Genomic DNA, 11326 nt, shown 5'->3' with positions numbered 1-11326 from the left:
GCGAAGAATGCCGGATCCGACCAGCCAAAGCCGGTGAAAATACCTGCGGCACCGGCGTAGAAAGTGACAGCGAGGCCCAGCAGGTTGGTCCACATCAGGCCGGTCAGGATCTTGCGGCCCTCGACGCTGCCGGAGGGCGCATCGCGAAACAGGAAGCTGATGACGGCGATGCCGCCGAGAAAGATGCTGTTGTGCTGCGACAGAAACCAGGCGTAGCGGTCGTTCAGCTCAACACCATAGTTCGGCCACAGCAGGCCGGGCGCAAAAAACAGGGCCAGAGCGAAGAAAGCGTAGATCACGCTGTGCGCTGTCAGGAAGGTGCGATTACTCATCAGTATGATCCTTTCGGGTGTGGTGCACGCTGCGGCGGAGCCGGTTCAGCATCCGTATGGTCTGGCGCTTGCCGTCGGCGGGCAGACCTTCAAAGATCTCCGCCAATGCGGCGTTGTGGATGGGCAGGAAGGTTTCGACCTTTGCCCTGCCTTCGGTTGTCAGGGACAGGACGCGGCTGCGCCGGTCCGTATCGCTAGCCGATTTTTCGACAAGCCCGGAGCGGATCAGGTTCTTGATCACCACATCCAGGTTGCCGGAGGTTCCCAGCGCCCGTTCCAGCAGCGTATTCACGGTCATCGGGCCTTTGTTGCTGAGAGTTTCCAGCACGTCCCATTGCGACGCTGTCAGTCCTGCGGCCCGGAATACCGGGCCGATTGCCCGGTGGAACTGCTGGGCACTGCGCAGGAGGGCCAGAACCAAGGCCATGTTTTCGCGGTCATGTGTGTTTCGTTTCATACTTTGATATTTATCCCTATGTAGGGATATTTCAAGTTGCGCCTTTAAGGAAATTGGGAGCGGGCCGCCACCCCTTTGTTTTTTTTAAGCAATAAGTTGGATTTGCGCCGGGAAAGCCTGCTGCGCTATTCGCGCAGCAGGGCCTTGAAGATATCGGAATGATCCAGCCTGCCAATGATGTCGCGGCCATTGGACACGAAGTACTCTCCGCCGTCGTTCAGCTGCGCCCGCATCAGGTCCTTTACCGTTGTGCCGGCATCGCGCACCCGCGCGCCAGCAGGAATGGTGCCGTTGACCGGCTTCATGATTTCCGCTGCACGAAGCACATTCATCGGATTCATATGGGACACGAAACTCCGAACGTAATCCGTGGCTGGCTTCAGCACGATCTCCTGCGGTGTGCCCAGCTGCACGATGCGGCCGCCTTCCATGATCGCAATCCGGTTGCCAAGTTTAATCGCCTCGTCCAGATCGTGGCTGACGAAAAGGATCGTCTTCTTCAGGTCCGCTTGAAGCTCCAGCAGTTCGTCCTGCAGCTCGTTGCGGATCAGCGGGTCCAGCGCCGAGAACGGCTCATCCATCAGCAGCAGCGGCGCGTCGGTGGCAAAGGCGCGGGCCAGGCCCACCCGCTGCTGCATACCACCCGACAACTCTGAGACATTGGTATTGGCCCATTGCCCAAGATGCACCTTTTCCAGCTGCCGCATGGCCCGCTGAAGCCGCTCTTCCCGTGGCACGCCAGCAGCCTCCAGCCCGAAGGCCGCGTTTTCCAGAACCCTACGCCAGGGCAGCAGGCCAAACTGCTGAAATACCATCGACACGTCACGGCGGCGGAGGCTCCGCAATTTTGCAGCAGAGGCGGCGGCAAGGTCCACAAGCCCCCCGTTGCTCCGCAGATGCACGGAACCGGCGGCCAATGGATTGAGCCGGTTGGAGGCGCGCAGCAGGGTCGACTTGCCGGAGCCGGACAGGCCCATCAGCACGACGATCTCACCTTCCTGCACGTCCAGCGAACAGTTGTGGACCCCCAGGATCTGCCCGGTTTCCGCCCGGACCTCTTCCCGGCTCCGGCCCGCATCCATCAGCGGCAAGGCGGATTTCGGATTGTCCCCGAACACGATGCTGGCGTTCTCGAACTTGATGACCGGCTGTGTCATATCAGCCCCTCCCGGCTTTCAGAAGGCGGTCCAGAAGGATCGCAACGATAACAATTACAACGCCAACTTCGAAGCCCTTGCCGACGTTGACCTGGTTGAGCGCGCGCAGGGTGGGAACGCCAAGCCCGCTGGCGCCGACAAGCGCAGCTACAACGACCATCGACAGCGACAGCATGATGGTCTGGGTCAATCCGGCCAGGATCTGAGGCATGGCCCAGGGCAGCTTCACCTTCCACAGCACCATCGCCGGGGTGGCGCCAAAAGCATCCGCCGTTTCCACCAGCGCATGCGGCGTCGAGGAGATGCCAAGGTAAGTCAGCCGGATCGGGGCAGGGACGGCAAACACAACTGTTGCAATCAGGGCCGGAACCGCACCGAGACCAAACAGCACCAGCGCCGGAATCAGGTAAACGAAGGTGGGGATCGTCTGCATCAGATCCAGAAGCGGCTGCAGAAGCCGGTAGAGCCAAGGCCGCCCGGCAGCCAGAACCCCGACAGGCACGCCGATCAGCATCGACATAGTGGTTGCCGCGAGCACCAGAGACAGTGTTTCTGTGGTCTCGATCCAGTACCCTTGGTTGATGACCAAAAGCAGGCCGAGTGCCGCAAAGGCAGTCAAGGCCAGCGAGCGGTGCAGATACCAGGCCAGCCCTGATACGAGGCCAACCAGCACCAGCGGATGCGGCATCTGCAAAAGCCACAGGGTGGCTGCCACGATGGTTCCGATACCCTCTGACAGCCCGTCAAAGAACCAGGCCATATTGCCGGTCAGCCAGTCAACCATCAGCTTTGCCCAATGGCCGACCGGGATCTTATGTGTTTCAAGCCACTCCATGGCTTTCTCCAATTCTTGACCTTGTGCCTGAAGCCGGCTCCAGCCAATTGAGAGCGGCATCGCACATCTTGGGATCCAGAACATGCCCGACGCCCGGCAGCAGCTCGAAGCGGGCCTCCGGGATCAGCGCAGCCGCTGCCGTGCCCCGTTGCGGGGAAATACAGCTGTCGCGGTCGCCGTGCAGAACCAGTGTCCGGCTTTGGATTGACTTGAGCAGCTGCCGCCGGTCCGGCGTGGTGAGGACAGCCAGCGCGTGGCGGGCTGCACCGCCGCAAGAGTAACCAGCAGCATAGATGGCATCTATTTCGGCCCGCAATTCCGGCGTATCCAAGATCCGTCCTGCGCCGTAGACTAGGGCATCCTCCAGAAGGTATGTCCGGATCAGGTCCGGATCCGAAGGCCGGGTAAACAGCCGGGCCATCCGGCACTTGGAATCCGCATCGCCATCGACTTCGGCCGTGCCGTCGTTGCTGGCAAGTTGCACAAAGCGTCCGGCCCGCGGGCCCGCGGCAGCGGCCACCAGCTGGCTGATCATGCCGCCCATGGAGAATCCGATGATGTCAAAGGTGCCGATCTGCAGGCAGTCCAGCAGGGCCAGGACATCATCCCGCATGTCAAAGAGCGAATAGGGGGCCAGATCCTGGGCGGCTACGGCATCGCCTTGCATCCAGATCCCGGCCGCAAGCGGCTCGCTGTCCTCACCGCAACGCGGGGATTTCCCGGCATCGCGGTTGTCAATGCAGATGACCCGGCGGGTTTCCGACAGCTGCCGGATAAATTCCGCGGGCCATTCGATTGCCTGCATGCCCAGTCCTACAAGGAGGACGACCGGATAGGCCGCCGGATCACCGGCTTCCCAGTAGCCGAGCTGCACCGGCTGGCCGCTTGCCTTGGCGGTGTGAGGAACGAGCCACTGCACGATGGTCACTCCAGCCCCGCATAGGCTCGGACTGCGGGCAGGCCCGGGGCGCCTGCAAGCGTGTCAACTCCGTCCAGCCAGCCATCCAGCATATCCGGGTGCTGCTTGATCAGCCGCAGCGCCGCCTCTTCGGGATCTTCGCCATCGTTGATGATATACCCCATGCCCTCGCTTTCCATCGGCACGGTAAAGTCCAGCTGGGCGATCAGGCGCCCGATGTTCGGGCATTCCCCGGAATAACCCGCGCGGGTCTGGGTATGCACGGTCGCAGCCCCGAAGTCCGGACCGAAATAGTCGTCGCCGCCGCTCAGATACTCGATGTCAAATTCCACATTCATCGGGTGCGGCGCCCAGCCCAGAAAGACGACCCAATCCTCCCGCGACACGGCCCTGCGCACCTGCGCCAGCATGCCTTGTTCCGAGCTCTCTACAACGTTCCAGCCGCCCAGCCCGAAGGCATTCGTTTCGATGATATCCATCATCTGCGTGTTTGAGCCGGGCTCGATGCCGTAGAAGCGGCTGCCGAACTTGTCCGCATGCGCGGCGAGGTCGGCAAAGCTGGTAACGCCCGCGTCATACACGTACTTCGGCACGGCAAAAGTGTATTTCGCCCCTTCCAGGTTCTGGTTCACCGTCTCGATGGCATCGCCTTCGATATAGGGTGCGAAATAGGTTGCCATGGCAGGGTCCCAATATCCCAGGAACAGGTCCAAATCGCCGTTGACCATCGCCTCGTATGTGACCGTGGTGCCGAGCACCTTTGTTTCCGCCTCATACCCCAGCCCCTTCAGCAGCACGGATGCCACACCAGAAGTGAGCGCCAAGTCCGTCCAGCCCGGCTCCGCCATCCGGACTTTCTCACAGGATGCTTCGGCCAAACCCGCCCCCAGAAGCGAAATGCCAAGGGCAGCTGAAATCGAGAATGTTTTCATTTTGTCCTCCCAAGTTTATAGACTCGATGGTCTATTAATAGTCTGTTAGGTACTATTTGACACCCGAGTCAACAAAATATTTACTTTGAGCAATTCTGGGAGAGCGAGATGAAGCGGACGAAACTGTGGCGGCTAAGGACCGAGGAGTATTCCAAAGCAGCCTTCGAAGTCCTTAGTGACGAAGGGCTTTCCGGAACCACCGTGGAGAAGGTCGCCAAGCGTGCGGGCGTCTCGAAGACCAACGTCCTGCACTACTTCGGAAACAAGGCCCGGCTACTGGAAATGGCTTTACGCTACGCTAATGCCGACTTGGCCCGAGATGTACGAGCGCTGATGATTCGCTCAAATACGCCTTGGGAAAGGGTCTACTCAGTGATCGAAGCTAATTTTTCGCGGCAGTATTTCACGCCCAAACTCTCACACGCCTGGTTGTCGCTGCTCGCTGAAATCCCGTACAATCCGAGCTACCAGAGGATACAGACGGCCATTCACCAGCGGATGCACTCGAACCTGATGCATGCACTAAAGCAACTGACCGAGCAGGAGAGGGCAGAAGAAATCGCTCTGGCGATATCGGCGATGATTGATGGCCTATGGTTGCGTTGCGGCCTGCATGAAGGGGGCATTGGCCGCGACACCGCCCTGCAGCAGATGGAGTTACTGATGGAGTCTCTGTTCCCTGACTGCCCTGAACGGTTGGCTGCAAAGGCTCGCATTGAAGAGATCCAATCGATTTTGACGCCCTATGAAGCCCCTCTGCGACGGGAAATTTGATCAGATCAATGACAGGTGAGGGCTTTGCGCAAAGCATCCGCTATCACCCACCCAACAACTCCTCAATGAAATCCTCCTGCCGGTCGAGCGCAGCTTCCCACTCCTTCGGCACCGCCGCATCCCGCCCGAACATCTCCGGCTCAGGCTGCCCGCGCCCAGCCTCCATCGCCATAACGCTCATTGCGCGTGCTTCGCGGCGCTGCGAGCGGTCCCGGACAGGCGCGCGATCGGCTGGTTTCACCGGCTCATCAGTACTTGCCTCGTCATCACCATCGCCGCCCCAGGGCCCAACGCCCTGCACACTCGGCGGATAGGGGAAGGGCTTGCCCTCCTGGCGGGCGAGCATGTCCTTGAAGAACGGATCATCGTAATATTTGATCCGGCTCGCTTTGATCGGATGTTGGGGCGAGGCGAGGATGATCACCTCGTCAGGATCCATCAGCCGAGCCTCGGTCTCAGAAAGTAGCGGCCGCTCTTCCAGCCGCGCCGATGTCGAGGTCGCGCCGAGGAAACCCTTGTTGCGGCCATACATGCGGGTCACGGCCTCGCGGGTGGTGCTGCCAACGGCGGCCGAAACCTCTTTCACTGTGCGCTGGTCGCGCGGGGTGATGTAGAGCTTGAGCCCTGACCCGTTCTCGAGGCTTTCGCGGCCCTCGGGACCGTAGATCCGGTCGAGCGAGGCCAGAGACTGCGCGATCATCGCGACGCGCCCACCATAGCTCGCCAGCGAATGGATCGCGCGTTCGAGGTAGGGCATCGCCCCCATCTGCTGGAATTCGTCGATCATCATCATGACGGGCCAGGGCTCGTCCTGGCCGGGCTCGTTCAGCCGGATCGAGGCGATGAGATCGGCGAACATCAGGCGCAGAAGCGGCGCCAGCGTCGCGATGTGATCTTCAGACACCGCGATGTAGAGCGACTGCGGAGTCTTCCGGAAGGTCGAGAAATCAAAGTCACTCGCCTCGGTGGCCGAACGGACCGCCGGGTTGTCCCATTGCTTGAGGCCTGCAGTCATCAGCGCCTGGATGTTCGAGGTTAGGAGCCGTGAAGAGGCCGAGGCGGCATTGGTCCAGAGCTCGCGCAAAATGTCTTCTTTGGCCTCGTCAGCGTAGGTCTTGTACTGCGCGTTCTTGTAGTCGCCCCCGGCGACGATCTTGTTCACCTCGCCGAGGTTCGGTGTGCCGCGCTGTATTGCGAGCAGGCAGGCCGCGACAAAGATTGACTTTCCAGCCTCAGAGAAGGTGTCGAGTTGCTTGTTGTCCTTGTCGAGGAAGAGGTCGGCGAGGATCGAGACTTCAGTGAAGCGCTGCGCGAATGTCGGGGCCTTGGCGATCCGGGCGAGCGGGTTGTACCGGTGCGTGGCATTGGCCCAGTCGAAGGGGCTGAACCGATAGACCTCGTCACCGTTCAGCGCCCGGAGCCGCGCGGTCTTCTCGAAGTTCTCACCCTTCACGTCGAGCACCACGACCGAGCCAGCGAAGCTCAGAAGGTTCGGGATCACGAAGCCGACGCCCTTACCCGCGCGGGTCGGGGCCACCATCATCACATGCGGGATGGTGGTCGAGGAGATGAACTCAGCCTTGGAACTCGGCGCGCCGAGCTTGCCACAGACGAATCCCTTGCCGGGTGCCTGAAGCATATCGTTCTTCTTCAACTCCACCTTGGTCTGCCAATGGGCCGAGCCGTAGTCGTCGCGCTCCTTCTTCCAGGTCCAGGCCAGCGCCAAAGCGCCAAGCCCGATCGCCCCGAAGCCGACGGCGCCGAATCCAACCTTGAAAGCCTCCGGATGTGCCGCGCGCGTGCCCGCGCTCGCCGTCCAGAGCGCCAACATGTCGAAGCTGCCAAAGCCGGTTTTCAGGGCCAGGGTCAGGTAGAAAGCGGCTATGATGGTTCCGATGACGGCACCGCAGATCACACCGAAAAGAAGCGCAGCCCAGAGGGGAAGTGTCTTGGTCATGGTGGTCATCCCCTTCAGAATTCCATCTCGTCATCGAGACCGCGGTCCCGACCGAGATCGCGCCCCATTTCCTGCGCCTCCTGCTGGCCGCGCAGCCGCGCCACTTCGGTCGCCTTGTCCTGCTGCAACCCGGCAGCGCGGTCGGTGAAGACCTGGTCGCCGGTCTCCTCGAAAGTCATCTCGAGGAATTCCTGCGTGACGGTGATCTGGTCGAGCTTGCTCGGAAGGGCTGCGTCCAGCACCTCGTAGTTCCCGCGACGAAGCTCGGCCAAGCCCTCTTCACCCAATTCCCTGAAGAGCTCGGATTGCAGGGTCCGCTCGACCGTTTCTTCCTGTTCCTCGGTGAGCTTACCGTCCCGCAGCATGTCGGCGAGGTCCTGCAGGTAGGAATTGGGCGTCCGGTCATCCTCGTCGATGAGCGGCAGTGTCGCCTCTTCCTCATCGGCAAGGGTCCGGCCAATCTCGACGCCCAGTTCTTTCGCGCGCTCCATCAACGCGTCCATCACCCCATCGACCTTCTCGAGCGCGGCATCAAGCTGCTCGTCATTGGCGGTCTCCACGCTCAGACCGTCCTTCGCCAGCACCGCGTTCATGTCGCGCTCGACCCAGTCCTGCGCCATGCCGTAGTTCCGCGTGCCGCCCGCTGCGATCCGGGCCACCAGTTCCACGCTGTCCATGCCTGCCTCCTCGGCGCGCTCGAGCACATCGCGTAGCCCCTCGTCATTGCCGGGCTGCAGCGCGGTGATCAGCACCTCGCTGCCCGCCCCCGGCGGATAGGGTTCCTCGAGCTGCTTGCCGAAACGCGCGCGCAGTTCCGGGTCCGGCACCATCTGCGAGAGGTCCGCGATGATCGGCGCGGCCTTGGCTTCAAAAACGGCGCGCTCGGTCGGGTCCAGTTCCTCGGCTTTGAGCCTCAGCGCCTCGATCGTGCGCTCGGAATAGTCGATCGCATCACCGACGGTCTTGATGTCCTTCATGTCTATCTCTCCTTCGGTGAAGTTCCACGGCGTGACCGAGCCAAGCCCGTCCGCCATGCCGCGTACGGCGCGCGCCATGTGACGCTGGTCCATCCGGTCCAGCAGGTCGGCAAGGGTCTTGTAGTCCTTGGCGAAGCCCACCACCTGCGCCTGCGCGATGGCGGATTCCTTGGCAGTCAGGGCGATCTCGCGCGGCAGGCGGGCCTCTTCCTTAGCGCGGTAGATTTCCTCGATCCCGGCGGCTTTCTCGAAGATGCCGCGCTCAAGCCGGGTGGTGGCGTCGAGCATCACGCCGTAGCCTTCCGCGATCTCGGCCTGCTTTTCGCGCATCAGCTGCGGCGACATCACGCCTTCGGCCCAGCAGGAGAACCAGGTGCCCTTCTCGACGCCGCGATTGTTCAGGATAATGTGAGCGTGCTTGTGCGCCCGGTCGTCATGGACTGCGAGCACATAATCCCACTGGTCGCCGTATTCGCCGCTCTCGAAGAAATGCTCCGTCCAGTCCATCGCGATGTCGCGCACCTGGTCGACGGTTACGTCGGTCGGGAAGGACAGCAACATGTGCGAGGTGAAGCCGAGCTTGGTCGAGCCGCGCCAGGTCCCGGCCCAGTCCTCGATGATGTCTTCCTTCTGCTCCTCAGAAAGCACCGCCGCATCGGTCAGCGCGTTGGTCATCGTCGAATAGGTGTAGACCGCCTTGTCGTTGATGTAGGAGATCTGCGCCCCGAGCGAAGCGCGCGTCTTGCAGCCCCCGGCCCGGATCCGTTTGAACACCGCCGCCCGGCTCTGGCCCGAGGCCGCCTTCAGCGCGTTGCGCGCCGACAGGGATCCGACGCGCGTGAAACTGCGGCCCTGCCGACGGCCCGCCAGCCGCGCATCGATCCGCGCCGCGGCCTGGCCCCGGATGCGCTCATCCTCCCAGAGCCGCCCCATGACCGAAGTGTAGAGTGCGAGCGGATCAGCCATTTCGAGAGTTCCGGTTCTTCAGAAAATCATCGGGTATCGCCGTTCGCGTTCGAGGCTTGCCGAGAGGCAGCGAAGGGCGATCCAATTCTGAACCGGAACTCTCACGCACTAGCCTCAATCCGCACTCGATCGTGCGCGGGCCGTCCTCCAGAACCGCGCTCTCCGCCCCCTGCCCTTCTTCCTTTTGCGGCCACTCCTGGTGACGCAGTGCCTGCGCCGCATCTTTCATCCGACCCAGCTCACGGCTCATGGACTGCACAAGATCGAGAAGTTCGATCAGCACCGCGCGATCCGCTTCCGAGACCGCCAGCCGACCGCGATGGACCGCCTTGGCAAGCACCAAACCAGCGTCGCTCACATCCTTCGCCTGACGCCATGCAGCGCAGAATTCGGCGACCAGATCACGCGGCACATCGAGGAACCCGCACCGCCCGCGCAGCACCGCATTGAGCGCCTGCGACCGGTTGGCATAGCCCCGCTCGCGCCACTCCGCGTCGAAGGCGTCCAGCTCTGATCGGCTTGCCCGGAAGGCCACTGTCTCGCTCGGATCGCGCACCGCGATGCCCTCGCCCGCCTCCTCTTTCGCCAGCCGGTTCACATGGCGCGGGGAGATGCCAAACGCCGCCGCCAGCTCCTTGGCGCTCTCGCCCGCCGCGAAGCGCCGCGCGACTTCGATGCGCTCTTCAAGCTTCAGGTTTTTCGCTGGCTTCGGCACGGGTCAGACCCCTCGGACAAAATGTGCAAACATTGGCCATATCCTGCCAATGTCTTCCTTCTCTCCTTCGCTTATACTTCAATACATCACATTGCGCAATATTACGTTTTGCATGTCGTGTCTTTTTGCTGGCCGGTGCTGGCACATCTCGATCAACGGAGTGATACGACGTCGGACCACTCAACACGCTTCAAACCAACACCAGCCGGGGAACAGTGAGCCCTTCTGTTTCGCCAAGACGCCGCCAAAATTTCGTCCAGCTTTGTTCGCGTGGGAACATCAACAAGACTGAGAAAGGCCGCACAGAAATGGGCGACCTTTTCTTCTGAATGCTATGCGACGCGCAACCGTCAGGCGGCAGTTACTTCATGATCCGTCAGAACCATGTTTTCCGTGATACCCACAAAGAGCGGCGTGATCTGGTACTCACCGTCCTCGATTTCCGGGGGCGTCACGGCAACAATCGCAACCGCAGGTGCTCCGTCGAGGAAGCAGGAGAACAGCGCGAAATTGTCGTGCTCTCCGGAAGTCAGCGCCTCAAAGGCGCTGATATGTTCGGGTTGGATATTAGTGCTCATGTGACGATCCCTCCGGCTTCGCGTGCGCGTTCGGCATAGGTGCTGAGCGGTGCCTCGGCTGTGAAGTGGAGGTCGCGCTCGATCGGTAGGCCGAGACGACCGCGATGCGCCATAAGGACGCTGAGCCGAACTGAACCCAGTTCCGGATAGCCGAGGCCGAGATCGCAGAGTCCGAATGCGATATCTGCGTCTTCAGGGTCGGTTTCGCTCAGGAGCCAAGTGGCGCCGCCGTCTGGAGTGAAGAGCTTTACCACCGGCTCGAAGTCGATGGTGTCCTCGCCAGCTTCGATGCGGGTCTGGTTGGCGCGGCCATTGGCGGCCAGCTGGTCGAGGATGGATTGGGGCAGAAGTTCCATTGTGTCTGTCCTTCGTGTGAGATGTCGGTGAGGTTTGGCGGGAGGGGCACGAGGCCCCTCCCCGGCCGGGTCACTCGGTGACCTGGCCGTCGTCGCTGTCGGCTTTGGGCTCGAAGAGGACGAGCTCGCCATTCACCGGGGTTGCGAAGAGCTGGATGGTCATGAAGGACTTGGCGCCTTCGTTCTGCGGGAAGGCGACGCCCACCTTGTGGAAGCGGGTCTTGCCATCCTTGCCGGTGTCGGGAGTGTTGACGGTGTAGTACTTGGTCATTTCGGTTCTCCTTCGTTTTCGATGCAAACGGGAGACCGGGACCGCCCGGACCGGCTGTCAGGCTGAACTTTGGCGCGCGAGGAATGACTGCGAAGCAGGC

Annotated in this window: 13 protein-coding genes; 1 reads left to right on the top strand and 12 read right to left on the bottom strand. The window is 61.6% G+C overall.

Annotated elements, in window-relative coordinates; translation table 11 throughout:
* From GOW09_RS19020 to choX, 6 genes are all read right to left on the bottom strand, one after another.
* The coding region (locus GOW09_RS19020; RefSeq protein WP_171120072.1) for a hypothetical protein at positions 1 to 332 on the bottom strand (332 nt) is incomplete at its 3' end.
* The gene (locus tag GOW09_RS19015; RefSeq protein WP_171120071.1) at positions 325 to 789 is read right to left on the bottom strand and encodes a MarR family winged helix-turn-helix transcriptional regulator; all 465 of its coding nucleotides are present in this window, start codon (positions 787 to 789) and stop codon (positions 325 to 327) included. The genes GOW09_RS19015 and GOW09_RS19020, both read right to left, overlap by 8 nt.
* A gap of 125 nt (positions 790 to 914) precedes the next feature.
* On the bottom strand, positions 915 to 1946 hold the full coding sequence (gene choV, locus GOW09_RS19010) for a choline ABC transporter ATP-binding protein (protein ID WP_171120070.1): 1032 nt from the start codon (positions 1944 to 1946) through the stop codon (positions 915 to 917).
* Between the two features lies 1 nt (position 1947).
* Positions 1948 to 2781, bottom strand: a complete 834-nt coding sequence (choW, locus tag GOW09_RS19005) for a choline ABC transporter permease subunit (RefSeq protein ID WP_171120069.1) — start codon at positions 2779 to 2781, stop codon at positions 1948 to 1950.
* Positions 2768 to 3700, bottom strand: a complete 933-nt coding sequence (locus GOW09_RS19000) for an alpha/beta fold hydrolase (protein WP_171120068.1) — start codon at positions 3698 to 3700, stop codon at positions 2768 to 2770. The genes choW and GOW09_RS19000 overlap by 14 nt, the downstream gene beginning before the upstream one ends.
* A 5-nt stretch (positions 3701 to 3705) precedes the next feature.
* The gene (gene choX / locus GOW09_RS18995; protein ID WP_171120067.1) at positions 3706 to 4632 is read right to left on the bottom strand and encodes a choline ABC transporter substrate-binding protein; all 927 of its coding nucleotides are present in this window, start codon (positions 4630 to 4632) and stop codon (positions 3706 to 3708) included.
* 108 nt (positions 4633 to 4740) lie between these two features.
* On the opposite strand from choX, the gene betI reads away from it, so the two are divergent.
* Positions 4741 to 5406 carry a transcriptional regulator BetI gene (betI, locus tag GOW09_RS18990; protein ID WP_171120066.1) on the top strand — a complete coding sequence of 222 codons (666 nt, stop codon included), beginning with the start codon at positions 4741 to 4743 and terminating at the stop codon, positions 5404 to 5406.
* 43 nt (positions 5407 to 5449) lie between these two features.
* On the opposite strand, the gene GOW09_RS18985 is transcribed toward betI, so the two are convergent.
* The 6 genes from GOW09_RS18985 to GOW09_RS18960 form a co-directional block, all read right to left on the bottom strand.
* A complete protein-coding gene (locus GOW09_RS18985) occupies positions 5450 to 7363 on the bottom strand; it encodes a type IV secretory system conjugative DNA transfer family protein (protein ID WP_171120065.1) in 1914 nt (637 codons plus the stop codon).
* A gap of 14 nt (positions 7364 to 7377) precedes the next feature.
* Complete coding sequence (locus GOW09_RS18980) at positions 7378 to 9306, bottom strand: relaxase/mobilization nuclease domain-containing protein (RefSeq protein ID WP_171120064.1); 1929 nt, start codon at positions 9304 to 9306, stop codon at positions 7378 to 7380.
* Positions 9299 to 10021 (bottom strand): helix-turn-helix domain-containing protein, encoded by a 723-nt coding sequence (locus tag GOW09_RS18975; protein ID WP_371732287.1) that lies wholly within the window; start codon positions 10019 to 10021, stop codon positions 9299 to 9301. The genes GOW09_RS18980 and GOW09_RS18975 overlap by 8 nt, the downstream gene beginning before the upstream one ends.
* A gap of 350 nt (positions 10022 to 10371) precedes the next feature.
* Complete coding sequence (locus GOW09_RS18970; protein ID WP_171120063.1) at positions 10372 to 10599, bottom strand: hypothetical protein; 228 nt, start codon at positions 10597 to 10599, stop codon at positions 10372 to 10374.
* A complete protein-coding gene (locus GOW09_RS18965) occupies positions 10596 to 10955 on the bottom strand; it encodes a DUF2958 domain-containing protein (protein ID WP_171120062.1) in 360 nt (119 codons plus the stop codon). The genes GOW09_RS18970 and GOW09_RS18965 overlap by 4 nt, the downstream gene beginning before the upstream one ends.
* A 70-nt stretch (positions 10956 to 11025) precedes the next feature.
* Positions 11026 to 11226, bottom strand: a complete 201-nt coding sequence (locus GOW09_RS18960) for a hypothetical protein (RefSeq protein ID WP_171120061.1) — start codon at positions 11224 to 11226, stop codon at positions 11026 to 11028.
* Between the last annotated feature and the right edge of the window lie 100 nt (positions 11227 to 11326).

Source organism: Ruegeria sp. HKCCA5463 (assembly GCF_013034175.1).
Lineage (GTDB): Bacteria > Pseudomonadota > Alphaproteobacteria > Rhodobacterales > Rhodobacteraceae > Ruegeria.
Note: the sequence above shows the minus strand (reverse complement) of the source record. Positions and strands in the feature narration are given on the sequence as shown.